Below are 26,475 nucleotides of genomic sequence, written 5' to 3'. Positions count from 1 at the left end.
CATTTCACCGGGCTCGGCTCTTGCATACCGCACCCGCAGCGATGGATGCCCCGTCCCGCCCGAACGTCGAGATTTTCATCAACGACTCGACCTCATTGGCAAGAATTTCATGAAGCCGGGCCACTCCGCGGCCACGCGAGCCTGCGTAAAAATGCCGCGACCGTCCATCTTCCGTGCAAAAAGCGACCGTCCCGGACCGCCGCGAACCGCGCGGGGGCTTGCCGCGCCGGATGCATCGCAGCGGGAACGCGCATTGCGGCGAACATGGGCGTTGCCGATCCCGCCGCCGCCCACCGACGCCATCCCATGAACGCCACCCCGCCCTTCGCTCCCCATCTCTATTTCTGCGACGCCCGCCTGGTCGGCCCGCTCGAAGCGTGGCCCGACACGTTCGCCCACATCGCGGGCATGGGCTTCGACCACGTACTGATCGGAGGCTTCTGGGCCGCCGGCGTCGCGGGTTTTCCGCGCCACGTCGCCGACTTCCACCGCCCGGCCGCGACGTTCGCGACACGTGCCGGCGCGCTCGAAACGTTCTCGCGGCTCGCGCAGCTCGCGCGCGGCCACGGGCTGCGCGTGCTGCTCGAAGTCGTCCCCGACCGCATCGCGCGCGACAACCCGCTGCGTGCCGAGCATCCGGACTGGTACGTCGAGCCCGCGCACGACGACGCACTGATCGATCCGCGCTGCACCGCGCACGAACTGGACGTCGCGCATGCGCAGGTCGGCGAGGACGCGGCGCACGACGCGCTGTCCGCGTGGTGGTGCGCGCACCTCGCCGCGTTCGCGGACGCCGGCGCGGCCGGCTTCCTGATCGATGCGCCGCATCACCTTCCGGCCGCGTGGTGGCCCGGCTGGCGCGCGGCGCTGCGCCGCACGCGCCCGGACGTCGCGGTGCTGGCCGGCGTGCCCGGCCATGCACGCGACGCACTCGCGCAACTCGAGGGTGCCGGATTCGACGCAGTGTTCTCGTCGGTACGCTGGTGGGATCTGCGCTCGCCGTGGTTTGCGGACGAACACCGACTGCTTCGGCGCATCGGCTCGCCGATCGCGTTTCCCGACGCGTTCGACGGCCCGCGTCTCGCCGACGACTGGCACGACGCGCCGGACGAGACAGTCGCCCGCGCGTACCACCGCGCGTTGTGGACCGCGGCCGCGGTCGGCACCGGCTGGCTCGTGCCGATGGGCTTCGAGCGCGGCGTCACACTGCCGCTGATGGCGCGCGATGCGGACGCCGCGCGCTACCGCGCCGCGTTCGACGACGCACGCTTCGACCTGTCCGGCGCGATCGCCGACGCCAACGCATGGCGCCGCTCGACCCCGCTCGCGGTCGAGCGCGGCGAAATCGCGCAACTGAGCGCGCCCGGCGCCGCGGCGACCACGCTGCTGCGCGGCATGGGCCCGTCGCTCGAACACGACGACACGGCACTGCTGATCGCGCTGAATCCCGATCTCGATGCCGCAGCGCCGGTCGATCCCGCGACGATCCTGCCCGGCGTGCCGGGCGGCTTCACGCACGTTGCGCCCCCGGACGGCGCGCACACGCACGCGCCGGCCGTACTCGAAGCCTTCACGCTCGAGCCCGGCGGCTATGCGCTGCTCGAAGCGTCGCGCGCGCCGCCCGCGACCACGCATGCCGATGCCGCAAGCGAGCGCGCCGCGCTGTCCGCCGCCCTCACGGCCGACCGAATCGCGATCGAACGGGTCGACCCGGCGGTCGACGGCGGCCGCTTCGCGATCAAGCGCGTGATCGGCGAAACACTGGTTGTGCACGCATCGATCTTCACGGATGGCCATGCGCATCTCGCGGCCGCGCTGCAGTGGCGCGCGGACGACGAAGACGACTGGCGCGAAGTGCCGTTCGTCGCGGAACCGAACGACCGCTGGCACGCGCGCATCGCGCTCGACCGGCTCGGCCGCCACGCGTTCCGCGTGATCGCGTGGCGCGACGACTGGGCCTCGCTCGTCACCGACATCGCGAAGAAGCGCGCGGCCGGCCAGGACGTGACGCTGGAGGTGCGCGAGGCGCAGCTGCTGCTCGCGACCGCGTTGAAGCTCGCGTCGTCGGACGACACGCGCGCGGTCCGGCAGATGGAACGGCTGGCGGCCGACTTCAAGGACGCGTCGCACGAACACCGCCTCGCACTGATCGGCGAACCCGCGCTCGCCGACGCCTACGCCGCGCTGCACTACCGGCCGTTCATCACGCACGACGACACCCTCTACCCGGTCGAGGTCGAGCGCCGCGCCGCGCGCTTCTCGAGCTGGTACGAGATGTTCCCGCGTTCGGCGAGCAACGACCCGCACCGGCACGGCACGTTCGACGACGTGATCGCGCAGTTGCCGCGCATCCGCGACATGGGCTTCGACGTGCTGTATTTCCCGCCGATCCACCCGATCGGCACGACCGCGCGCAAGGGGCGCAACAACACGCTGAAAGCCGGCCCCGACGACGTCGGCAGCCCGTACGCGATCGGCTCGCCGGACGGTGGCCACACGGCCGTGCATCCGCAGCTCGGCACGCTTGCGTCGTTCCGCACGCTGGTCGACGCGGCACACGCGCAGGGGCTCGAGATCGCGCTCGATTTCGCGATCCAGTGCTCGCCCGACCATCCGTGGCTCGCCGCGCATCCGGGCTGGTTCGCGTGGCGGCCCGACGGCTCGCTGCGCTATGCGGAGAATCCGCCCAAGCGCTATCAGGACATCGTGAACCCCGATTTCTACGCGCCGGACGCGCTGCCGGACCTGTGGCGCGCGCTGCGCGACGCGGTGCTGTTCTGGGTCGACGCGGGCGTGCGGATCTTCCGCGTCGACAATCCGCACACGAAGCCGCTGCCGTTCTGGGCGTGGATGATCGCCGACGTGCGCGGCAAGCATCCGGACGTAGTGTTCCTGTCGGAGGCATTCACGCGGCCGGGGATGATGTACCGGCTCGCGAAGATCGGCTTCTCGCAGTCGTACACGTACTTCACGTGGCGCGAGACGAAGCGCGAATTCATCGACTACCTGACCGAGCTGACGGCCGGCCCCGCACGCGAGTTCTTCCGGCCGAACTTCTTCGTCAACACGCCCGACATCAATCCGCGCCACCTGCAGAACGCGCCGCGCTCGCAGTTCGTGATCCGCGCGGCGCTGGCGGCGACGCTCGCCGGGTCCTGGGGCCTGTACTCGGGCTTCGAGATCGGCGAGTCGGCGCCGCTGCCCGACAGCGAGGAATACGCGGATGCCGAGAAATACGAGCTGCGCGCGCGCGACTGGAGCAAGGCCGCGCACATCGGCGCCGAAGTCGCACGGCTGAACCGCGCGCGGCGCGACCATCCGGCGCTGCAGACCCATCTCGGCCTCACCTTCGTCGACGCGGACAACGACCAGGTGCTCGTGTTCGTGAAGGCGACGCCCGCGCACGACAGCGTCGTCGCGGTCGCGATCAGCCTCGACCCGTGGCATCCGCAGGCCGCGAACTTCACGCTCGACGCGTCGCTGTGGCGCGGCTTCGGGCTCGTCGACGGCGAGCCGCTCGACGCGCTCGAACCGGACGCCGCGCACGCCGAAACCTGGCGCGGGCATCGCCAGTACGTATCGCTCGATCCGCACGTGCGGCCGTATGCGATCTGGCGGCTCGCGCCGTCTCCCGGCGCCGCGCGAGCGGCGGCGCCCGACCCGGGCGATGCCCGGGGCCCTTCCGGAGCACACGCATGATGAAACGTGAAGACTCCCTCGACGACGTACGCCGCGCGCAGTTCCCGTCTCTCGCACCGGCCGGCACCCCGCGCCGGCGCCGTTCGCGGCGCCGCGCGCCCGCGCTCTGCGCGGACGATCCGCTGTGGTACAAGGACGCGATCATCTACCAGGTGCACGTGAAGTCGTTCTACGACTCGAACAACGACGGGATCGGCGACTTCCCCGGCCTGATCACGAAGCTCGACTACATCGCCGAGCTCGGCGTCGACACGATCTGGCTGCTGCCGTTCTACCCGTCGCCGCGCCGCGACGACGGCTACGACATCGCCGACTACCGCGACGTGCATCCCGACTACGGCACGCTCGCCGACGTGCGGCGCTTCATCCGCGAAGCGCACGCGCGCGGCATCCGCGTGATCGCCGAGCTCGTGATCAACCACACGTCGGACCAGCACCCGTGGTTCCAGCGCGCGCGGCGCGCGAAGCCCGGCTCGATGCATCGCGACTACTACGTGTGGTCCGACACCGACACGAAATACGCGGGCACGCGGATCATCTTCCTCGATACGGAAACGTCGAACTGGACGCACGACCCGATCGCCGGCCAGTACTACTGGCACCGCTTCTACTCGCACCAGCCGGACCTGAACTTCGACAACCCGGCCGTCGTGCGCGAGGTGATCCAGGTGATGCGTTTCTGGCTCGATCTCGGCATCGACGGGCTGCGGCTCGATGCGGTGCCGTACCTGGTCGAGCGCGAAGGCACCAACAACGAGAACCTGCCCGAGACGCACGCGATCCTGAAGAAGATCCGCGCGACGATCGACGCCGAGTATCCGAACCGGATGCTGCTCGCGGAAGCGAACCAGTGGCCGGAGGACGTGCAGGAATACTTCGGCGACGAGAACGAATGCCACATGGCGTTCCACTTCCCGCTGATGCCGCGCATCTACATGTCGATCGCGAGCGAGGACCGCTTCCCGATCGTCGACATCATGCGGCAGACGCCGGCGCTCGCGCCGAGCAACCAGTGGGCCGTGTTCCTGCGCAACCACGACGAGCTGACACTCGAGATGGTCACCGACTCGGAGCGCGACCTGCTGTGGCAGACCTATGCGTCCGACCGGCGCGCGCGGATCAATCTCGGGATCCGCCGCCGCCTCGCGCCGCTGATGGAGCGCGACCGGCGCCGCATCGAGCTGATCAACTCGCTGCTGCTGTCGATGCCCGGCACGCCGGTGATCTACTACGGCGACGAACTCGGGATGGGCGACAACATCCACCTGGGCGACCGCGACGGCGTGCGCACGCCGATGCAATGGTCGTCGGACCGCAACGGCGGCTTCTCCCGCGCGGACCCGGAGCTGCTGGTGCTGCCGCCCGTGATGGGCTCGCTGTACGGCTATGACGCGGTCAACGTCGAGGCGCAGACGCGCGACCCGCACTCGCTGCTGAACTGGACCCGCCGGATCCTCGCCACGCGCCGCGCGACGCAGTCGTTCGGGCGCGGCACGATCCGCTTCCTGCGTCCGGAGAACCGCAAGGTGCTCGCGTACCTGCGCGAACTCGAAGGCCACGAGACGGTGCTGTGCGTCGCGAACCTGTCGCGCGCGTCGCAGGCGGTCGAACTCGACCTGTCCGAATTCGCGGGCCGCGTGCCGATCGAGATGACGTCGGATTCGCCGTTTCCGCCGATCGGCCAGCTCCCGTATCTCCTCACCTTTCCGCCGTACGGGTTCCTGTGGTTCGTGCTGTCCGAGCATGGCCGCGAGCCATCGTGGCGGCAGCCGCACGCGCAGCCGCTGCCGGAATACGTGACGATCGTGATGCGGCGCGGCGACGTGCGGCCGGACGTCGGCCAGCTGCACACGCTCGCGCACGATGCGCTCGCGTCGTGGCTCGAGCGGCGGCGCTGGTTCGCATCGAAGGACCGCAAGATCGGCGACGCGTGGCTGAACGTCGTCACGCCGATGCCGGACGAGCCGTTCCAGTACGCGGAGGCCTGGGTGTCGGCGAGCGACGGCGGCGTCGAACGCTACGTCGTGCCGCTGGCCGCCGCGTGGGGCGGCGAGACATCGCAGCCGCTGTTCGCGCAGCTCGCGCTCGCGCGCGTGCGGCGCGGCCATACCGTCGGCTATCTGACCGATGCGTTCGCGCTGCCGGCGTTCGCGCGCGGGATGCTGCGCAAGCTGCGCGACGGCGCCACCGTGCCGACTTCCGACGGCGGCCGCCTCGACTTCCTGCCCGAACATGCGCTCGCCGCGCTCGATCCCGGCGACGATGCCGAAGTGCGCTGGCTCGCGGCCGAGCAGAGCAACAGCTCGCTCGTGATCGGCGACGCGATCGTGCTGAAGCTGGTGCGCAAGGTCGCGCACGGGATCCATCCGGAAGCGGAGATGAGCCGGCACCTGACGCGGATCGGCTATGCGAACACCGCGACGCTCGCCGGCGAAGTCGTGCATGTCGATCCGGACGGCACGCCACATACGGTCGCGATCCTGCAGCGCTACGTCGACAACCAGGGCGACGCATGGACGCGTTCGTTCGACTTCCTGAGACGCGCGGTCGACGAGCTCGCGCTGCCGGCCGTCGACGACAGCGAAGCGGTCGAACCCGACGCGGAACCGGACGCGCTGCTCGGCTACGCGGCGTTCGCGGGGATCGTCGGCACGCGCCTCGGCCAGCTGCACGTCGCGCTCGCGCAGCCGTCCGACGACCCGGCGTTCGCGCCGGAGCGCGCGACGCCGGAACACGTCGACCACTGGTGCATCGATGCGATCGCGTCGTTCCGGCACGCGCTCGACATGCTGGCCACGCGGCTCGATGCGCTCGACCCGACCGCGCGCGCCGCCGCCGACACGCTGCTCGCGTCGCGCGACGCGGCCGTGCAGGCGCTCGGCGAACTGGTGCCGCGCACGCTCGACGCGCAATGCATCCGCATTCACGGCGATTTCCATCTCGGCCAGGTGCTCGACGTGCAGGGCGACGCGCTGCTGATCGACTTCGAGGGCGAACCCGCACGGCCGCTGGAGCGGCGCCGCGCGAAGTCGCATCCGCTGCGCGACGTGGCCGGCTTCCTGCGCTCGCTGTCGTACGTGAGCGCGGCCGCGCAGTTCGTGATCGAGAAGGCGCCGCCGCAGGCGGCCGGCCGCAAGCGCGCGCTGTTCGACCGCTTCGGGCAGGCCGCCGCCGACCGTTTCGTCGAGTGTTATCGCGCGGCCGCCGACCAGGCGCCCGAACGCTTCGTCGACCCGCGTTACGCCGATCGCCTGCTCGCGCTGTTCCTGATCGACAAGGCGTCGTACGAGCTGTGCTACGAAGCCGCGAACCGCCCCGACTGGCTCGGCGTGCCGGTCGGCGGGCTCGCCGCGCTCGTCGAACGGCTGCTCGACACGAATGGCGAGCCCGACCATGGAGGCACCCGATGACCGACACGCTGTTCGACCGCCACGATATCGATGCGCTGCTCGCCGGCCGCCATCCGGACCCGTTCGCGTGCCTCGGCCCGCATCGCGATACCGGGCGGATCGTCGTGCGCGCCCTGCTGCCCGGCGCGCGGCGCGTGCGCGCGGTGACGCCCGACGGCGACGAACTAGGCACGCTCGCGAGCGTCGACGACGCCGGCTGCTTCGCGGGAACGCTCGCGCACGACGGCCACTACCAGCTGGCCATCGACTGGCCCGACACGCGCCAGGTGACCGACGACGTCTATGCGTTCGGCATGCTGCTCGACGACGCGGCGCTCGCGCGCTTCGCGGCCGGCGACCCGGCCGCCGTGCTCGAGTGCCTTGGGGCGACGCCCACGCGCGTCGACGGTGTCGACGGCGTGCGCTTCGCGGTATGGGCGCCGAACGCGCAACGCGTGTCGATCGTCGGCGACTTCAACACCTGGGACGGCCGCCGTCATCCGATGCGGCTGCGGCGCCCGTGGGGCGTGTGGGAGCTGTTTGTGCCGGGAATCGGCGCCGGCGAGCACTACAAGTACGAACTGCGCGCGGCCGACGGACACGTACTGCCGCACAAGGCCGATCCGTGCGCGCGCGCGACCGAGGCGCCGCCGCACACCGCGTCCGTGGTCGCCGACACGGCGGCGCTCGACGCGTTCGCCTGGCATGACGACGGCTGGATCCACGCGCGGCCGCATCCGGATCGCCGCTTTCGCGTCCCGTGGTCGATCTACGAAGTGCATCCGGAATCGTGGCAGCGCGTGCCCGAAGAAATGGACCGCAGTTCGACCTGGGACGAACTCGCCGAGCGGCTGATCCCGTACGTGCACGGAATGGGCTTCACGCATGTCGAGTTCATGCCGATTTCCGAGTACCCGTTCGGCGGTTCGTGGGGCTACCAGCCGCTCGCGCAGTTCGCGCCGTCCGCGCGCTTCGGGCCGGTCGACGGCTTCGCGCGTTTCGTCGACCGCGCGCACGCGGCCGGCATCGGCGTGATCGTCGACTGGGTGCCCGCGCACTTCCCGAACGATCCGCACGGCCTCGCGCAGTTCGACGGCAGCGCGCTGTACGAGCACGCCGACCCGCGCGAAGGCATGCACCCGGACTGGAACACCTGCGTGTTCAACCTCGGGCGCAACGAAGTCCGCGCGTTCCTCGTCGCGTCCGCGCTCGCATGGACGCGACGCTATCACGTCGACGGGATTCGCGTCGACGCGGTCGCGTCGATGCTGTACCGCGACTATTCGCGCAGGGAGGGCGAATGGGTGCCGAACATCCACGGCGGGCGCGAGAACCTCGAGTCGGTCGCGTTCCTGCGCACGCTGAACGACACGCTGCACGGCGCGCTCGCGCCGCCCGGCGTCGTCACCTTCGCGGAGGAATCGACCGCATGGCCGGGCGTCACCGCGGCGACCGGCGACGGCGGGCTCGGCTTCGACTTCAAGTGGAACATGGGCTGGATGCACGACACGCTCGCGTATCTGCGCGAGGATCCGATCCATCGCCGCTATCACCACGACCGGATGACGTTCGGGCTCGTCTATGCGTTCTCCGAGCGCTTCGTGCTGCCGCTGTCGCACGACGAGGTCGTGCACGGCAAGGGCTCGCTCGTCGCGAAGATGCCGGGCGACGCATGGCAGCGGCTCGCGACGTTGCGCGCGTACTTCGGCTTCATGTGGGCGCATCCGGGCAAGAAGCTGCTGTTCATGGGCAGCGAATTCGCGCAATGGGCCGAGTTCGCGCACGACGCGACGCCGCACTGGGACCTGCTCGACGCACCCGCGCATCGCGGCGTGCAGCGGCTCGTGCGCGACCTGAACCGCGCGTACGCGGCCGAGCCGGCACTGCACGCGCTCGACTGCCACGCGGCCGGCTTCGCCTGGCTGATCGGCGACGATCGCGACAACAGCGTGTTCGCGTTCGCGCGCCGCGACGACACGGGGCGCCTCGTCGTCGCGGTCTGCAACTTCACGCCGGTGCCGCGCGCCGGCTATCGCGTCGGGCTGCCCGCGCCCGGGCAGTGGCGCGAACTGATGAACACCGATGCCGCCACGTACGGCGGCACGAATGCCGGCAACGACGGCGCCGTGTGGGCGGAAGAGATTCCCGCGCACGGCGAGTCGTGGTCGGCCGCGTTGCGCCTGCCGCCGCTCGCGACCTTGTGGCTGAGCCCGGCCTGACACCCGGCGCCCTCGACACGGAGACGATCCCCATGCCGACCGCCCTGCCTGCCCGTCTCGAACCCGGCCGCTGCTATCCGCTCGGCGCGATGTGGGACGGCCTTGGCACCAACTTCGCGGTGTTTTCCGCGCATGCGCAGCGCATCCAGCTGTGCGTGTTCGACCCGACCGGCCGCAAGGAGCTCGCGCGCCTCGACCTGCCCGAATGCACCGACGAGGTGTGGCACGGCTACCTGCCGAACGCGCATCCGGGCACCGTGTACGGCTTTCGCGCGGACGGCCCGTACCAGCCGCAGCACGGCCATCGCTTCAACCCGACCAAGCTGCTGCTCGACCCGTATGCGCGCAAGCTGGTTGGCCACTTCCGCTGGTCCGACGCGCTGTTCGGCTATCGCGTGCATTCGAACCGCGCGGACCTGTCGATGGACCGCCGCGACTCGGCGCCCGCGATGCCGAAGGCCGTGGTCGTCGACGAGGCGTTCGACTGGCGCAACGACCGGCGTCCGGACGTGCCGTGGCGCAGCACCGTGATCTACGAGACCCACGTGCGCGGCGCGTCGATGCGCCGCGCCGGGCTGCGCGCGCCGGAACGCGGCACGTTCGCGTCGCTCGCCCATCCGGCGTTCATCGATCACCTGCTGTCGATCGGCGTGACGACGATCGAGCTGCTGCCCGTGCACGCGTTCCTGCAGCAGCGCGCGCTCGTGAACCGCGGGCTGCGCAATTACTGGGGCTACGACACCGCCGCGTATTTCGCGCCGGAGCCGTCGTACCTGTCGACACGGCGGCTCGACGAAATGCGCATCGCGATCCGCCAGCTGCACGCGGCCGGCATCGAGGTCGTGCTCGACGTCGTCTACAACCACACGTGCGAGGGCAACGAACTCGGCCCGACGCTGTCGTGGCGCGGCCTCGACAACGCGAGCTACTATCGGCTGCGGCCGGACGACCCGCGCTACCACGTCGACGAGACCGGCTGCGGCAATACGCTGAACCTGTCGCATCCGCGTGTCGTGCAGATGGTGATGGATTCGCTGCGCTACTGGGCGACCGCGTTCAACGTGGACGGCTTTCGTTTCGATCTCGGCGTGACGCTCGGCCGCGAGGATCACGGCTTCGAGCCCGGCGCCGGGTTCTTCGACGCGCTGCGGCAGGACCCGGTGCTCGCGCAGCGCAAGCTGATCACCGAACCGTGGGATCTCGGCCCCGGCGGCTATCAGCTGGGCCGCCATCCGCCCGGCTTCGCCGAATGGAACGACCGCTTTCGCGACACGGTGCGGCGTTTCTGGCGCGGCGACGCAGGCCAGCGCCAGGAACTCGCCGCGCGGCTCGCGGGCTCGGCCGACCTGTTCAATCACCAGCGGCGCCGCACGTGGGCGTCGGTCAATTTCATCACCGCGCACGACGGCTTCACGCTCGCGGATCTCGTGTCGTATGCGCACAAGCACAACGAAGCGAACGGCGAGGAGAACCACGACGGCCATGGCGACAACTGCAGCGCGAACTGGGGCGTCGAAGGCGACACCGACGACGCGTCGATCCGCGACCTGCGCGCGCGGGTCGCGCGCTCGATGCTCGCGACGCTGTTTACCGCGCTCGGCACGCCGATGATCGTGGCCGGCGACGAATTCGGCAGAACGCAGCACGGCAACAACAACGGCTATTGCCAGGATAACGAACTGTCGTGGCTCGACTGGGATCTCGCGCGCGGCGACGATGGCGTGCAGATGATGCGCTTCGTGTCGCGGCTCGCCGCGCTGCGGCGCATGTACGCGGTGATGTCGGCGCCGCACTATCCGTCCGGCGACCGCGACGGTGCACCGGGCATGCGCGAGATCGACTGGTTCGACGAGCACGGCGCCCCGCTGACCGTGCCCGCGTGGGAAGACGGCGAACGGCGCGCGCTGACGATGCGGCGCGTCGGCACCGGCCGCACCGGGCGCACCGAGGCGTTGCTCGTGATGCTGAACGCGTCGGCGGGCACGATCACGTTCAAGCTGCCGGCGCCCGTGCTCGACTACCGCGTGCTGCTCGACACGGCGACGCCCGACTCCGGCCCGCGCGCGTGGCCGGACGCCGGTCTCGACGTCGCCTCGCACGCGGCCGCGATCGCGGTCGCGGCCGTGCCGCCCCACCGGCCTTCGTGAGGAGCCGCCATGACGTCACGCACTGCCCATCCGCCCGTCCCGCACACATACGCGTCGTCGTTTGGCGCGGCCTGCCTCGACCCGGAGCACACGCGCTTCCGGCTGTGGGCGCCCGCGAGCCGCACGGCCGCGGTCGAGCTGCACGGCGAGCGGCGCGTCGCGATGCAGGCCGCCGGCGACGGCTGGTTCGAGGTCATCGCGCCGTGCGGTCCGGGCACGCTGTACCGCTTCCTGCTCGACGACGGCCTCGCGGTGCCCGATCCCGCATCGCGCTTCCAGCCGTATGACGTGCATGGCCCGAGCCAGGTCGTCGATCCGGCCGCGTACCGCTGGCGCAACGACGCGTGGCGCGGCCGGCCATGGCACGAGACGGTGCTGTACGAGCTGCACGTCGGTGCGTGCGGCGGCTACGCGAACGTCGAGCGGCGCCTGCCCGACATCGCCGCGCTCGGCGTGACCGCGATCGAGCTGATGCCCGTCAACGCGTTCCCCGGTGCGCGCAACTGGGGCTACGACGGCGTGCTGCCGTTCGCGCCCGATGCGTCGTACGGCCGACCCGAGGAGCTGAAGGCACTCGTCGACGCCGCGCACGGGCTCGGGCTGCAGGTGTTTCTCGACGTCGTGTACAACCACTTCGGCCCCGAAGGCAACCTGCTGCCGCGCTATGCACCGGGATTTTTCCGCACGGACAAGCAAACCGGCTGGGGCGCGGCAATCGACTTCTCGCGTGCGCAGACGAGCGCGTTCTTCATCGAGAACGCGCTGTACTGGCTCGGCGAATTCCGTTTCGACGGCCTGCGCATCGACGCCGCGCATGCGATCGACGACGACGTGTGGCTGCGGGAACTGTCGCGCCGCGTGCGCGCGCATGCGGGCGGTGCGCGCCACGTGCATCTGGTGCTCGAGAACGAACGCAATGCGGCGAGCCTGCTCGGGCCCGACGGCTTCGACGCGCAGTGGAACGACGATTTCCACAACAGCGCGCACGTGCTGCTGACCGGCGAGCGCGACGGCTACTACCGCGCATACGCCGATGCGCCGCTGCGTCATCTCGCGCGCACGCTCGGCGAAGGGTTCGCGTACCAGGGCGAGCCGTCGCCGCTGCACGACGGCGCACCGCGCGGCGAGCCGAGCGCACACCTGCCGCCGACCGCGTTCGTCACGTTCCTGCAGAACCACGACCAGGTCGGCAATCGCGCGTTCGGCGAACGGCTGCGCGCGCTCGCGAACGACGACGCGGTACGCGCGGCGACCGCGTTGATGCTGCTCGCGCCGCAGATTCCGCTGCTGTTCATGGGCGAGGAAGACGGCAGCACGCAGCCGTTCCAGTTCTTCACCGACTATCGCGGCGCACTGGCCGATGCGGTGCGCGAAGGCCGGCGCCGCGAATTCGCGGCATTCCCCGCCTTCGCCGATCCCGCGCATCGCGACGCGATTCCCGATCCGAACGACGTCGGCACGTTCATGCGCTCGTCGCCCGGTCATGCCGATGAGGACGCATGGCCCGACGCCAACGCGTGGCGGCACTTCTACCGCAGCGCGCTGGCCGTGCGGGCTGCGCTCGTGACGCCGCATCTGCCGGGCACGCGCGCGCTCGGCGTCGAGTTGCTGCCCGGCAACGTCGACAGCAACGGCAACGGCAACAACAACGGCAACGCGGAGGCGCTCGTCGCGCGCTGGGCGCTCGGCGACGGCAGCACGCTGACGATCGCGTTCAATCCCGGCTCGCGCGATGCCGTGCTGCCCGCGCTGCCGGTCGGCAAGATCGTGTTCGAGACGCCGCCACGCGCGCGCGACCGGCTCGCCGACCAGCGGCTGCCCGCACACGCCTGCATCGCGTGGCGCGACGGCGCGGTCAACCACGATGCGCTGAATCACCGCGCGAACGGGCACACGCGGCCATGACGACCGACGTGCCGATCGCCGAACTCGCGCGCGCGGCCGGACTCACGCCCGACTGGATCGATGCGGGCGGCGTCGCGCGGCGGGTGGACGACGACGCGCTCGTCGCGCTCGTCGATGCGCTCGGCTGGCCGTGCGGCACGCCGAGCGAGCGGGTCGACAGCGCGGCCGCGCTCGCCGCTGCGCGCGATGCGACGCCGCGTGTCGTGACCGGGGACGCCGGCGTGCCGTTGACGCTGCCGCGCAGCATTGCGCCACCGGGCGCGCGCTTCCGGATCGCGCTCGAATCGGGCGGGCACGTCGACGGACGCTTTGCCGGCACGGGCGAACACGGCACGCTGCCGCCGCTCGCGCTGCCCGGCTATCACGCGCTCGACATCGGCGAGCAGCGGATCGGACTCGCGATCGCGCCGCCGCGCGCGCGGCCGTTTGCTGCCGGCGACGGCCTGCCGGAAGCGCGGCGCCGCTGGGGCATCGCGGCCCAGCTCTACAGCCTGCGCCGCACCGGCGACGACGGCGCCGGCGACTACACCGCGCTGGCCGGTCTCGCCGTGCATGCGGCGCGGCGCGGCGCGCACGCGGTGGCGATCAGCCCGACGCATGCCGGCTATCCGGCTCTACCCGAGCACGACAGCCCCTATTCGCCGTCGTCGCGGCACTGGCACAACGTCGCGTATCTCGACTGCGATGCGGTGCCGGGGGCCGATTCCATACAACGGATGAGCGGCTCGCCGGCGAACGGCGCACACGCGCGGGATGCGCCGCTGATCGACTGGCCGCACATCCTGCCGCTGAAGCTGCGCCGCTTGCGTGCGTGCTTCGATGCGTGGCGTGCGAACGGCGAGCCGTCGCGCGACGCGTTCGAGCGGTTTCGCGCGGCGGGCGGCGCGGCGCTCGACGCGCATGCGCGCTTCGACGCGCTGCAGGCGTTCTGCATCGAGCAGGGAATCGGTGCGGACTGGCGGCAATGGCCCGCGCAGTGGCGGATGCCGGCGTCGGCCGAAGTCGACGCCTTCGCGCATGCGCATGCCGAGACGATCGCGTTCCACACGTTCCTGCAATGGTGCGCGTCCGACGCGCTCGGCCACGCGCAGCATGCGGCGCGCAATGCGGGCATGGCGATCGGGCTGATCGCCGACCTCGCGGTCGGCTCCGATCGCGCGGGCAGCGACGCGTGGGCGCACGGGACGATGCTGCTGCGCGGCGTATCGGTCGGTGCGCCGCCCGACCTGTTCAATGCGGACGGCCAGGCCTGGGGCGTGACGACGTGGACACCCGCCGCGCTGCGCGCGTACAGCTTCGCGCCCTTCGTCGAATTGCTGCGCGCGGCGTTCGCGCATGCGGGCGGCATCCGCATCGATCACGTGCTCGGCTTCGCGCGGATGTGGATCGTGCCGGACGGCGGATCGCCGCGCGACGGCGCGTACCTGCGCTATCCCGTCGATGATCTGGTGCGGCTCGTCGCGCTGGAAGCGGCGCGGCATCGCGCGGTCGCGATTGGCGAGGATCTCGGCACGGTGCCGGCGGGTTTTCGCGAGCGGCTCGCCGCGCAGGGGATCGCGGGGATGCGCGTGCTGTGGTTCGAGCGTGAATCGGATGACGCGTTTCGGCCGCCGTCGGCATGGGATCGCGACACGATCGCGATGACGTCGACGCATGATCTGCCGACCGTGGCGGGCTGGTGGCGTGGTGTCGACCTCGAGTGGCGGCGGGTCGTGGCAGGTGCGGATGCGGATGCGGATGCAGCCAAGCATGCGCGCGCGGCCGACGAAAGCGGCCGGACGCAACGCGCCACTGACCGCGCGGTGCTGTGGCACGCGTTGCAGCACGCAGGCTGCACACCGGCCGGCGCGCCCATCCCGCCCGTCGACGCGCCGCCAGTCGACGCAGTCCTGGCGTATGTCGCGCACAGCCCGTCGCCGCTCGCGATCGTGCCGCTCGAGGATCTGCTCGCGCTGGACGAGCAACCGAATCTCCCCGGCCCGCCGTGCGGCCATCCGAACTGGCTGCGCCGGCTGCCGCGCACGGTCGACGCGCTGTTCGACGCCGACGTGCGCAAGCGCATCGCGGCGATCGAACACGCGCGCCGCGCCCCGGAGGATGACGCATGACGCCGCGCGCGACCCTGCGATTGCAACTGCACGCGGGCTTCACGTTCGACGACGCGGCCGCGCACGCCGACTATTTCGCGCGGCTCGGCGTGAGCCACCTGTACCTGTCGCCGATCGCGACGGCCGAGCCCGGTTCGCTGCACGGCTACGACACCGTCGATCCGCGCGCGATCAGCGCGGAACTCGGCGGCGAAACCGGCTTCCGGCGGCTCGTCGACGCGCTGCAGGCGCGCGGCCTCGGCGTGATCGCCGACATCGTGCCGAACCACATGGGCGTCGGCGGCGCATCGAACGGCTGGTGGAACGACGTGCTCGAATGGGGGCCGGCGAGCCCGTACGCACGCCATTTCGACATCGACTGGCATCCGCCTGACGCGGCGCTCCACGGCAAGGTGCTGCTGCCCTGCCTCGGCACGCCGTACGGCGACGCACTCGCGGCCGGCGACATCGCGCTGGGCGCCGATCCGTCTACCGGCCGCTTCTTCATCGCGTGCCCGGGCAGGACACTGCCGGTCGCCGCCGCGACCTACGCGGAGATCCTGCGCATCGCGAACCGCGCTGACCTGAACGCGCTCGCCGAACGTTTCGCCGCGGCGGCGGTGCGCGGCAGCGCGCGCCTCGCGGCCGCGCACACGGCACTGCGCGACTACGCCACCGCACAGGGCCCGCATGCGTTCGACGCGATATTGCGCGGCGCCGATCCGCGCCGCGCACGCTCGCGCGCGTGCCTGCACCGGCTGCTCGAACGCCAGCACTACCGGCTCGCGTGGTGGCGCACGGCCGCCGACGAGCTGAACTGGCGACGCTTCTTCGACATCGCGACGCTCGCGGCCGTCCGCGTCGAGGACGAAGCCGTGTTCGACGCGGTGCACGCGCTGCCATTGAAGCTTCATGCGGCCGGCTGCATCGACGGCCTGCGCGTCGATCACGTCGACGGCCTCGCCGATCCGCGCGCGTACTGCCGGCGCCTGCATGCGCGGCTCGCCGCGCAGCGCGACGGGCGGCCGTACCTCGTCGTCGAGAAGATCCTCGCGCCGGGCGAGACGCTGCGCGAAGACTGGCACGTCGACGGCACGACGGGCTACGACTTCATGAACGACGTCGCCGCGCTGCTGCACGACCCGGCCGGCGCCGCGCCGCTCGCCGCGCACTGGGCGGCCGTGTCGGGGTCGGCGCGGTCGTTCACTCAGGAAGCGGTGGCCGGCAAGCGGCGCGTGCTGATGCGGCAGCTCGCGGGCGAGCACGAACGCGTCGCGCGGGTGTTGCACCGCATCGCGCGCGCGGCGCCCGCGACGCGCGACGTCAGCCGGATCGCGATCCATCGCGTGCTGGGCGAACTCGCCGTGCATCTCCGCGTGTACCGGATGTACCCGACACCCGGCGACGAGCCGGCCGGCGCCGATCGTGGCGTGCTGGCGCACGCGTACGACGCGGCGTGCGCCGCGATCGATCCGTCCGATCGCGACGCGCTTGACCGCGTCGCCGGCTGGCTCGGGCTGCCGGGCACGCGCGTGCCGCGTGCGGATGCAGCGGCGTTGCACGCGGCGCGCGTCGCATTCGCACAGCTCACCGCGCCGCTCGCCGCGAAAGGTGTCGAGGATACCGCCAACTATCGCTACGGCCGGCTGCTGTCGCGCAACGAGGTCGGCGCCGATGCCGGCGACTTCAGCCTGTCGCGCGGCGCGTTCCATGCGCGCAACCGGTGTCGCGCGCGCACCGTGCCGCACACGCTCGTCGCGACCGCGACGCACGATCACAAGCGCGGCGAGGATGCACGCGCGCGGCTCGCGGTGCTCAGCGAAGTGCCGGATGCATGGCGCGCGGTATCGCTCGACTGGTCCGCGCTGAACCTGCCGCATCGTGGCGGTGCGCATCGCGACCTCGCGTGGGCGCCGGGGCCGGCCGCGGAAGCGATGCTGTACCAGACGCTCGTCGGCTGCTGGCCGCCTGGGTGCTCGCCCGACGATGCGGCCGGGCTCGCGACGCTTGCGGAACGCGTGGTGCGATGGCAGACGAAGGCGCTGCGCGAAGCGAAACAGCATACGGACTGGCTCGCACCCGACGCGGACTATGAGCGCGATTGCGAACGGTTCGTCCACGCGATCCTGACACCGCACGGCGTGGGCGATTTCGTGCACCGGCTGCATGCGTTCGTCGCGCGAATCGCGCCGGCCGGCGTCGTCAACAGCCTCACGCAGGCGGCATTGCGGATGGCGTCGCCGGGCGTGCCCGACCTGTATCAAGGTACCGAGTCATGGGATCACTCGCTGGTCGATCCGGACAACCGGCGCGACGTGCCGTTTGCGACGCTCGCGGCCGAGCGGGTCGATGAGCCGGTCGCCGCGTATCTGCGTACCTGGCCGGATGCGCGGGTGAAGCGCGCACTCGTCGAGCGGATGCTCGCGCTGCGCACACGCTGGCCAGCGACATTCGCGGATGGCGCATATGTGCCGCTGCGCGTGCGCGGCAGGCTTGGACGGCATGCGGTGGCGTTCGCACGGTGCGACGAAAGTGCGACGATCGTGGTGATCGCCACGCGACTCGCGTGCAGATTGCTTGGCGAAGTGCCGCGGTTACCGCGCGTCGAGCCTCATGAATGGGGCGATACGGCCGTGGCGCTGCCGCGCCGCGCCGGCGAGCGGTGGATCGACTGGCTGAACGACGGAAGCGAGGTCGGGGCGCCGGACGGCACGATGCGGCTCGATCGCTGTCTGGCGGCGCTGCCGGTCGCGGTGCTCGTGGCGGCCGATACGCGGGGCCCGCAGTCGTAATCGAATGGGTGCAGAGGTCGGCAGCGCCCATGCCGGCCACCCTCAGATCCCGCGCTGATTCACCCGCTTCGACAATGCCTCCGCGCTTTCCTTGCGCTCGCTGTACCGGTCGACCAGATACGGGCCGATGTCGCGCGTGAGCAGCGTGAACTTGACCAGTTCCTCCATCACGTCGACGACGCGATCGTAATAGGCCGACGGCTTCATCCGCCCCGCTTCGTCGAATTCCATGAACGCCTTGGCCACCGACGACTGGTTCGGGATCGTCAGCATGCGCATCCAGCGGCCCAGCACGCGCATCTGGTTCACCGCATTGAACGACTGCGAGCCGCCGCTGACCTGCATCACCGCGAGCGTCTTGCCCTGGGTCGGCCGCACGGCGCCGACCGACAGCGGAATCCAGTCGATCTGCGATTTCATGATTCCCGTCATCGCGCCGTGCCGCTCCGGCGAGCACCACACCATCCCTTCCGACCACAGCACCAGCTCGCGCAGTTCGACGACCTTCGGATGGCTCTCCGGCGCGTCGTCGGGCAGCGGCAGGCCGCTCGGATTGAACACGCGCACCTCCGCCCCCATCGCCGTGAGCAGGCGCTCGGCTTCCTCGACCATCAGCCGGCTGAACGAACGCTCGCGCAGCGAGCCGTACAGCAGCAGGAAACGCGGCGGATGGGTGGACGGCGAAGCCGGCCGCAAGCGGCTCGCGTCCGGCACGCGGAAGAGTTCAGGATCGAGTTGCGGCAGATCGGTCAGTCGGTCGGTCATGGATGGATTTCCGTGATTGGCTCAAGCGCGCTCGTACCAGCCCTTCGACCGGTTCACGATGCGCACCACCAGCAGCATGACCGGTACTTCGATCAGCACGCCGACGACGGTCGCCAGCGCCGCACCGGAGTGAAAACCGAACAGGCTGATCGCGGCCGCGACGGCGAGCTCGAAGAAATTGGATGCGCCGATCAGCGCGGACGGGCACGCGACGTTGTGCTTCTCGCCTACCGCGCGGTTGAGCCAGTATGCGAGCGCCGCATTGAAGAACACCTGGATCAGGATCGGCACCGCGAGCAAGGCGATCACCAGCGGCTGCTTCAGGATCGCTTCGCCCTGGAACGCGAACAGCAGCACGAGCGTCGCGAGCAGCGCGGCGATCGACCATGGGCCGATCTTCGCCATCGCGGCATCGAACGCGGCCTGTCCGTTGCGCAGCAGCCGCCTGCGCCAGATCTGCGCGAGGATCACTGGAATCACGATGTAGAGCACCACCGAGGTAAGCAGCGTCGCCCACGGCACGGTAATCGCGGACATCCCGAGCAGCAGCCCGACCAGCGGCGCGAACGCGATCACCATGATGCTGTCGTTCAGCGCGACCTGCGACAGCGTGAACAGCGGATCGCCGCCCGTGAGCCGGCTCCACACGAACACCATCGCCGTGCACGGCGCGGCGGCCAGCAGGATCAGGCCGGCGACATAGCTGTCGAGCTGGTCCGCCGGCAGCATCGGCGCGAACAGCTGACGGATGAACAGCCAGCCGAGCAACGCCATCGAGAACGGCTTGACGAGCCAGTTCACGACGAGCGTGACGCCGATCCCCTTCACGTGCTGACGCACTTCATGCAGCGCGCCGAAATCCACCTTCACGAGCATCGGCACGATCATCACCCAGATCAGCAGCCCGACCGGCAGGTTGACCTGCGCGTACTCGATGCGGCCGATCCGCTGGAACAGGCCGGGCAGCACCTGGCCGAGCGCGATGCCGGCGACGATGCACAGCGCGACCCAGACCGTCAGGTAGCGTTCGAAGAAGTTGATCGCGGGCCTGGCAGGGGCTTGGCGAGGCGGGACGACGTTGGACGGGTTCATCGGACAGGATTCGGGCTGGATTCAGGCTGGATTCGGACAGGATTCAGGCGGGAGCACGGCACGCGGCACGCCGGTTCACGCATGCCGCCGAGCAACCGCTCAATTGCGGGCGATGGCGGTCAATGCCGCCTGGAGTTCGGGGTCGCTCATGCGCTCGAGCGGCAGCGCAAGCAGTTGCAGCATCCGGTAGCCGAGCGCCTCGCGCGTCAGTTCGAACGCGAGCTGCTTGCCCGCATCGCCGCCCGCCGCGTTCGACGGATCGGCGTAGCCCCAATGGACCTTCACCGGGCTGCCGGGCCAGTACGGGCACGCCTCCGCGGCCGCGCTGTCGCATACCGTGATGACGATGCGCATTTCCGGCGCGGTGTCGCCGACGAATTCGTCCCAGCTCTTGCTGCGGTACCCGGTGACGTCGACGCCGGCGCGCGTCAGCGCGTCCAGCGCGAACGGATTGAGCCGGCCGCTCGGCGCGCTGCCGGCGCTGTAGGCGCGCACGTCGCGGCCGAGCTTCGCGGCCCAGTGGTTGAGCATGCCCTCCGCGAGCACGCTGCGCGCGGAGTTGTGGGTACAAAGGATCAGGACGTTGGTGGTCATCGGCGGGTGCGTGAACGCGTGCTTAGGTCGGGTCGGAACAGGAGGTCGAACAGGCGGAAACCGGCGAGCACGGATTGCCGCCGCAGCAGTTCTCGGTGAGGTAGCCGATGAGCCCGTTCATCGTCGCGAAGTTCGCGCAATAGAACACGAAGCGGCCTTCCTGGCGGCTCGTGACGAGCTGCGCGTGGGCCAGTTCCTTCAAATGAAACGACAGCGACGACGGCGGCACGTCGAGCAGCGTCGCGATCTGCCCGGCCGCCAGGCCCGACGGGCCGGCCTGCACGAGCGCGCGGAAGACGGCGAGGCGCGACTCGTGCGCGAGGGCCGACAGGGCGGCGAGGGTCTGGTTCGTTTCCATTTTTCGATAATACTCGAAATATGGAAACGATGGAAAGCGGCGCAGGGTGAAGGAAGCCGATCGCCCGACTGCAGCAAGTTCGGTGCCGCGCGCCGGGCAAGCGCCTTGCTACCCGCGTTCGTACCGCAACCCTTGCCTGAGAGGCGACCATGCCGACAGACTTCAGCGCGCCGCCCGCGACCCGCCATCGCCTCGGCGAATGGATGGCCCACGAGGAATCGCACATGGCCGCGTACCGCGAAAAAATCGCGAACGAAGCACGCGCACGGGCCGGCGAACGGCTGCGCACGCCGGCCGTGCAGGCCCTCGCGCGGCTGTTCGACGACGACGCGGTGCAGCACATGTGCGTCACGCGCGCGATCGACGAGGCACGCGATGCGGGCCGCACGCTGGGCTACACATCGATCGGCGAGCTGATGACGGTGATCGATCACCTGATGACCTACACGCCGCCGTTCAGCGACACGCGCCTGATCGTGTGCCCGCTGAACGCGTTCCTCGACTGGCCGATGTGCATGCCGTCGGGCCATGCGGTGTTTCGCGACGCGGCGGTCAACGCGCACCTGAAGCAGGTGCTGAACGTGTGGTGCGACTTCCTCGGCGGCCCGCATTCGCGCGCGCATCTCGACACGTCGGCGCCCGACGGCTGGTTCTGCGAGGCAGCACGCAAGCGCCTCGGCCTGTCGCAGTTCGAGTATCGCGAGGACCAGCCGCACTGGGGCTTTGGCTCGTGGAACGACTTCTTCACGCGGCGGTTTCGCGCGGGCGCCCGGCCAGTCGCGGCGCCGGACGATCCACACGTGATCGTCAGCGCGTGCGAAGCCGCGCCTTATCACACCGAATCGACCCTGAAGCTTCGCGACACGTTCTGGATCAAGGGCCAGCCGTATTCGCTGCGCGACATCTTCACGCCCGCGCGGCTGCCGCTCGCCGAACGCTTCGTCGGCGGCGACCTGTACCAGGCCTACCTGAGCGCGTACAACTATCACCGCTGGCATGCGCCGGTGCGCGGCACCGTCACGCACGCATACCGGGTCGACGGCACCTACTACTCGGTCGCCGAGGCGGAAGGCCCGGACCCGGCCGGGCTCAACGACTCGCAGGGCTACATGACGGCCGTCGCCGCGCGCGCGGTGGTCGCGATCGACAGCGACGATCCGGGCATCGGCACGGTGGCCGCCGTGTTCGTCGGGATGGGCGACGTGTCGTCGTGCGTGATCGAGGTCGTGCCGGGGCAGCGCGTCGACAAGGGCGCCGAGATCGGCTGTTTCCAGTACGGCGGCTCGACCTGCTGCCTGCTGTTCGAGCCCGGCGTGATCGAGCGCTTCCTGTCCGCGCCGCCGTTCGACGGCGATACGCCGGTCGTGCAGGTCAACACGCCGGTCGCGATCGCGCACTGAGCCGCGACAGCGATTCGGACGCCGGCGAAGGTGTCATGCGTCGGCGCCTCAGCCGCGGCCGCCGTGCCGCTGCATGCAATGCACGACGGACAGCCCGTCGGCAGTCAGCGCGGGACGGCTCGCGCCCGACGCGTCGAGGCGCATCTCGATCAGTTGTTGTTCGACCAGCGCGACGACGTCGTCGCTGTCGGGCTGGACCTGTTCCGGTGCGCGATGTACCAGGAACAGTGCGGCAAATTCATGTGCTGTCAGCATGTTGTCTCCCTATTGGCTGCCTGGCGCGATGCGGCAACCGCATCGCGGTGGCGCGGGCGCGAATCGTGCGCCGCAATAGGAAATACATGCAGGGAGCGTGCCAATATGTGGGAAACAGAAGCCCCCTGAGCAGCCGGCGCTCGGCGCGATGCGTCACTTCAGAGCGCGCGGGCGCCGCTGCAAAGTTTTCAACGGCATGTAATGGCGTGCCAACGGGGCACGATGCGGTGCGCGCGCACAACCCGCGACGCGCGAATCACGACTTCCGCGAGCGGATCAGCCCTGCACGTGCCGTCTTGCCCGCCGCCTTGTCGCGCACGCGGAAGTAGCCGCTGTGGAGCTCCACGCCGCCCTTGCCGTCGGCGAGCACTTCCGCGCATGCGGCCTCGATGCGGGCACGGCCGCGGTCGAACGCATCGCGCAGATCGGCTTCGAGCGCGGAACGCGCGCCGAAATGATCCTCGAGCGCCTCGATCGTGATCGCGCAGGTGTGCGGCTTCCCGTCGACCTCGACGACGAAGCGCATCTGCAGCGCCGCGCCGTCGAACACGGGCGGATCATCGGTCAACGTCACGCGGCGAACGGAATCGGCCGGCATCGCTTACGCCCCCCGCGACGCGAGGCACTGCACCAGCGCGCCGTTGAATGCGGGCAGGTCGTCGGGCTTGCGGCTCGTGATCAGGTTGCCGTCACGCACCACCTCCTGGTCGACCCACTTGCCGCCCGCGTTGCGGATGTCGTCCTGCAGGCTCGGCCAGCTCGTCATCGTGCGGCCGTCCACCAGCCCGGACGAGACGAGCAGCCAGCCGCCGTGACAGATCGCCGCGATGGGCTTGCCCGCGCCGACGGCCGCGGTCACGAATTCGCGCGCGGCCGGCAGCATCCGGATCGCGTCGCCGTTGACGACGCCGCCGGGCAGCACGACCGCGTCGTAGTCGCCTTCGCGCGCATCGTCGAACGTGCGGTCGACCTTCACGCGCTCGCCCTTGTCGACGTGCCTGAATCCCTGGATCTCGCCGCGCTTCTGCGAAATCACGTCGACCTGCGCGCCTTCGGCCGTCAGCGCGCGCTGCGGTTCGACGAGTTCGGCTTCCTCGAAGCCGTCGACCGCGAGTATCGCTACCTTGCATTGATCCAGCTTGCCGATCATGGAACGCTCCCTGTCGTGTTGCGGCACCGGTCGTGCCATGTCCGTTCGCGCAGCAATCGGCGTGCCGCCCCCCTGGGGATTCAGCGCATACGACCCCGCTTCGGTGGGGCGCGACCCGCAATCGGCTAACGATGGCGTGTGCATGGGGCGCCCGGCGGTGGGCGCGGTCCGTCTGACGTCGCGCCGCGCGGCGTCTGCAAAGATTTCAACGGGATGTTGTAACGCGTCCGCATTCGGCGGGGCCGCCGGCGGCCTTCGTGCGCGGCTGCGCGCGGCGCGCCCGGGCTGCCCCGTCGCGCTCACTGCAGGTGACGCGCGGCGTCGAGCATCGCGTCGGTCAGCTCGACCGTCAGCGTCAGGTCCTCGGTCATGTCCGGCAGCGCGTCGAGCGCGGCCTGCACGCGCTCGTGCAGCATCGCGTGCACGCGCATCCGCGCGCCGTCGTCGAGGTCCGCATAGCGCTCCATCGTGTCGCAGTCGAGCGCGAGCACGACCGAGTGCCGCGCGGTATCGGGCGGCGCATCGGGCGCGAGCGCCCATGCCGCCTGAAACGTGATCCTGCCGGTCTCGACGTCGAGATGCACCGTCGTATCGAGTTCGTCGGTGTCGACAGCTTCGGTGTCCAGCTCGTTGTCGTCGAGCGAGATCCGGTCGTTCGATTGCATCATGTCCTCCTGCGTGGTGGCGGCGCGACGGCCGCGCACGCGAGAATCCGGCGCGCGGCGGATTTCGATTCGGGTGCTGCGTTCATCAAACGCTCTCCGTCAATGGAACCGCTGTCGTGAAATGCCTGCAGATACGGTTCAGCAAGGCCCGTGCCGTCGGCGACGCGTGGCACGCGGTTTGCGGCACTGACGACCAGCATCCATCCCGTTCCGGTACGGAGCCCCGCCATGCCTTCAGCTTCCGCTTCCCATCCGCGCGGCAAACGCGCGACGCGCCGCCCGGGCCGTGCGCGCGGCCACGATCCGCATCCCCGCAAGCGCTGGTCCGCCGAGGTCATGCAAAAAAGCGATGTGCTCGACATCGAGCCCGAGATCTTCAAGTCCGACGACGCGGGCAAGATCGCCGCGTCGCTCAAGCGCTCGGCCGAACACAGCCGCCGCCGCAAGGGGACGCCGTTCCAGTCGGCGATGTCGATGCTGAACTTCTACGTGAACCGCGCGGGCCGCAACCTGCCGAAAACGCGCCGCGCGACACTCGAGCGCGCGAAGCGGAAACTGCGCGAGGCGTTCGGCCGCAAGCCGTGACGGCACCCGCGTGCTCCGTATCGACCCGCTCCGCTGGTCCACATGCATGAGACGCTGTGGTATCTGATCGTCGGCACGGTGCTGCTGGCCATGGGCGTCGCGACGTCGGCGCTGCGTCGTCTGCCATGCAGCTCCGCGATGATCTATCTGGCGCTCGGCGTCGCGCTCGGTCCGTCCGGTGCCGGGCTCCTGCATCTCGACATCGAGCGCGACGCGCGGCTGCTGCGCGAGATCGTCGAGACCGCGCTGCTGGTGTCGCTGTTCGCGATCGGGCTGCGGCTGCGCGTGCCGCTGTCCGACAAGCTGTGGCTCGTGCCGTGCCGGCTCGGCCTGCTCGCGATGATCGTCACCGTGCCGCTGCTCGCCGGCTGCGCGGTGCTGACGCTCGGGCTCGGCTGGGGTCCCGCGCTATTGCTCGCGGCGATCCTCGCGCCGACCGACCCGGTGCTCGCGCACGACGTGCAGGTGCATGATCCCGGCGACCGCGATCTGGTGCGCTTCGCGCTGTCCGGCGAAGGCGGGCTGAACGACGGCATCGCGCTGCCGTTCGCGCTCGCGGGCCTCGCGCTGTGCGGCGCGCCCGATACGCCGCACGGGCCGCCACCGCTGTCGGGCACCTTCGCGCTGGCCGTGCTGTGGGGCATCGCGGGCGCGGCCGCGATCGGCGGCGTGCTCGGCGCGGCCTCCACCCAGGCGATCGGCTGGCTGCGCACCCGCTATGCGCAGGCGCTCGGCTTCGAAGGCTTCTTCGCGCTCGCGCTGATCGTGCTGTCATTCGGCGCCGCGCAGCTCGCGCACGCGTTCGGCTTCATCGCGACGTTCGCCGCGGGCGTCGCGATGCGCCGCGTCGAGCATCGCGCGAGCGGCAACCGCCGGCCGCGCGAAGTGATCGGCCGGGTCGATTCGGAAGATGTGGCCGCAACCGAGCAACATCCGGAGAAAGTCCATGCGTTCATGGCCGAATCGGTGCTCGATTTCACGATCGAGCTCGAACGGATCGCGGAGGCGCTCGTGATGACGATGATCGGCAGCGTGCTCGGGACGTTGTCGGCGCCGCTCGTCACGTGGGGCGCGGTTGGGCTGGCCGTCGTATTGTTCGTCGCCGTGAGGCCGCTCGCGGTGCTGCTGACGCTCACCGGCTCGCGTGCGACGCCTGCGCAGCGGCGGCTGATGGCGTGGTTCGGGATACGCGGGATCGGCTCGTTCTACTACCTGCTGTTCGCGCTCGAACACGGGTCGTCCAGCGCGGTGCGGCCGCTTGCGGCACCGGTACTCGCCGTCGTGTCGGCATCGGTGATCGCGCACGGCATATCCGCGACGCCGCTGATGGACTGGTATTACCGACTGCAGCAGCATCGGCGCTGACGGCGCTG

Annotated in this window: 19 protein-coding genes; 10 read left to right on the top strand and 9 right to left on the bottom strand. The window is 70.3% G+C overall.

Annotated elements, in window-relative coordinates:
* The first annotated feature begins 306 nt into the window (after positions 1 to 306).
* Genes DIE06_RS07730 through treY form a run of 7 tightly spaced genes read left to right on the top strand, consistent with a single transcriptional unit; the run spans position 307 to position 18,238 of the window.
* Positions 307 to 3,699 (top strand): alpha-1,4-glucan--maltose-1-phosphate maltosyltransferase, encoded by a 3,393-nt coding sequence (locus tag DIE06_RS07730; protein WP_124660896.1) that lies wholly within the window; start codon positions 307 to 309, stop codon positions 3,697 to 3,699.
* Positions 3,699 to 7,109: a maltose alpha-D-glucosyltransferase gene (gene treS, locus DIE06_RS07725; RefSeq protein ID WP_124661060.1), complete on the top strand. Its 3,411-nt coding sequence runs from the start codon at positions 3,699 to 3,701 to the stop codon at positions 7,107 to 7,109. Before DIE06_RS07730 ends, treS begins: the two co-directional genes overlap by 1 nt.
* Complete coding sequence (gene glgB / locus DIE06_RS07720; protein ID WP_124660895.1) at positions 7,106 to 9,307, top strand: 1,4-alpha-glucan branching protein GlgB; 2,202 nt, start codon at positions 7,106 to 7,108, stop codon at positions 9,305 to 9,307. The genes treS and glgB overlap by 4 nt, the downstream gene beginning before the upstream one ends.
* Before the next feature lie 32 nt (positions 9,308 to 9,339).
* Positions 9,340 to 11,454: a glycogen debranching protein GlgX gene (glgX, locus tag DIE06_RS07715; protein WP_124660894.1), complete on the top strand. Its 2,115-nt coding sequence runs from the start codon at positions 9,340 to 9,342 to the stop codon at positions 11,452 to 11,454.
* A 9-nt stretch (positions 11,455 to 11,463) separates the two neighbouring features.
* Positions 11,464 to 13,359 (top strand): malto-oligosyltrehalose trehalohydrolase, encoded by a 1,896-nt coding sequence (gene treZ, locus DIE06_RS07710; RefSeq protein ID WP_124660893.1) that lies wholly within the window; start codon positions 11,464 to 11,466, stop codon positions 13,357 to 13,359.
* Positions 13,356 to 15,467: a 4-alpha-glucanotransferase gene (gene malQ / locus DIE06_RS07705; RefSeq protein ID WP_124660892.1), complete on the top strand. Its 2,112-nt coding sequence runs from the start codon at positions 13,356 to 13,358 to the stop codon at positions 15,465 to 15,467. Before treZ ends, malQ begins: the two co-directional genes overlap by 4 nt.
* Positions 15,464 to 18,238 (top strand): malto-oligosyltrehalose synthase, encoded by a 2,775-nt coding sequence (treY, locus tag DIE06_RS07700; protein WP_124660891.1) that lies wholly within the window; start codon positions 15,464 to 15,466, stop codon positions 18,236 to 18,238. Before malQ ends, treY begins: the two co-directional genes overlap by 4 nt.
* 42 nt (positions 18,239 to 18,280) lie before the next feature.
* Here treY and arsH read toward each other — a convergent pair whose 3' ends face one another.
* The 4 genes from arsH to DIE06_RS07680 all read right to left on the bottom strand — a co-directional run bounded on the left by arsH (position 18,281) and on the right by DIE06_RS07680 (position 21,047).
* Positions 18,281 to 19,003: an arsenical resistance protein ArsH gene (arsH, locus tag DIE06_RS07695; protein ID WP_124660890.1), complete on the bottom strand. Its 723-nt coding sequence runs from the start codon at positions 19,001 to 19,003 to the stop codon at positions 18,281 to 18,283.
* Between the two features lie 21 nt (positions 19,004 to 19,024).
* Positions 19,025 to 20,095 (bottom strand): ACR3 family arsenite efflux transporter, encoded by a 1,071-nt coding sequence (gene arsB / locus DIE06_RS07690; protein WP_124660889.1) that lies wholly within the window; start codon positions 20,093 to 20,095, stop codon positions 19,025 to 19,027.
* 99 nt (positions 20,096 to 20,194) lie between these two features.
* Entirely contained in the window at positions 20,195 to 20,689 is a 495-nt protein-coding gene (locus DIE06_RS07685; protein WP_124660888.1) for an arsenate reductase ArsC, read from the bottom strand.
* A gap of 22 nt (positions 20,690 to 20,711) precedes the next feature.
* Positions 20,712 to 21,047: a helix-turn-helix transcriptional regulator gene (locus tag DIE06_RS07680; RefSeq protein ID WP_124660887.1), complete on the bottom strand. Its 336-nt coding sequence runs from the start codon at positions 21,045 to 21,047 to the stop codon at positions 20,712 to 20,714.
* Positions 21,048 to 21,196: 149 nt separating this feature from the next.
* Between DIE06_RS07680 and DIE06_RS07675 the strand changes: the two genes are divergently transcribed.
* A complete protein-coding gene (locus DIE06_RS07675) occupies positions 21,197 to 22,447 on the top strand; it encodes a phosphatidylserine decarboxylase family protein (protein WP_124660886.1) in 1,251 nt (416 codons plus the stop codon).
* 48 nt (positions 22,448 to 22,495) lie between these two features.
* Here the strand turns inward: DIE06_RS07675 and DIE06_RS07670 are convergent, their stop codons facing one another.
* The 5 genes from DIE06_RS07670 to DIE06_RS07650 form a co-directional block, all read right to left on the bottom strand.
* Positions 22,496 to 22,702, bottom strand: a complete 207-nt coding sequence (locus tag DIE06_RS07670; protein WP_124660885.1) for a hypothetical protein — start codon at positions 22,700 to 22,702, stop codon at positions 22,496 to 22,498.
* Positions 22,703 to 22,958: 256 nt separating this feature from the next.
* Complete coding sequence (locus tag DIE06_RS07665) at positions 22,959 to 23,300, bottom strand: DUF1488 domain-containing protein (RefSeq protein WP_124660884.1); 342 nt, start codon at positions 23,298 to 23,300, stop codon at positions 22,959 to 22,961.
* 3 nt (positions 23,301 to 23,303) lie between these two features.
* Entirely contained in the window at positions 23,304 to 23,852 is a 549-nt protein-coding gene (locus DIE06_RS07660) for a type 1 glutamine amidotransferase domain-containing protein (protein ID WP_124660883.1), read from the bottom strand.
* A gap of 299 nt (positions 23,853 to 24,151) precedes the next feature.
* Positions 24,152 to 24,517, bottom strand: a complete 366-nt coding sequence (locus DIE06_RS07655) for a DUF3022 domain-containing protein (protein ID WP_124661059.1) — start codon at positions 24,515 to 24,517, stop codon at positions 24,152 to 24,154.
* Complete coding sequence (locus tag DIE06_RS07650) at positions 24,517 to 24,717, bottom strand: hypothetical protein (protein WP_124660882.1); 201 nt, start codon at positions 24,715 to 24,717, stop codon at positions 24,517 to 24,519. The genes DIE06_RS07655 and DIE06_RS07650 overlap by 1 nt, the downstream gene beginning before the upstream one ends.
* Positions 24,718 to 24,745: 28 nt before the next feature.
* On the opposite strand from DIE06_RS07650, the gene DIE06_RS07645 reads away from it, so the two are divergent.
* Positions 24,746 to 25,102, top strand: a complete 357-nt coding sequence (locus DIE06_RS07645) for a DUF3175 domain-containing protein (protein WP_124660881.1) — start codon at positions 24,746 to 24,748, stop codon at positions 25,100 to 25,102.
* A 42-nt stretch (positions 25,103 to 25,144) separates the two neighbouring features.
* A complete protein-coding gene (locus DIE06_RS07640) occupies positions 25,145 to 26,467 on the top strand; it encodes a sodium:proton antiporter (protein ID WP_124660880.1) in 1,323 nt (440 codons plus the stop codon).
* Positions 26,468 to 26,475: the final 8 nt, after the last annotated feature.

It is taken from the genome of Burkholderia sp. Bp8998, assembly GCF_003854235.1.
In the GTDB taxonomy this organism is placed as follows: Bacteria; Pseudomonadota; Gammaproteobacteria; order Burkholderiales; family Burkholderiaceae; genus Burkholderia.
This window is presented reverse-complemented; position numbering and strand designations above follow the sequence as displayed.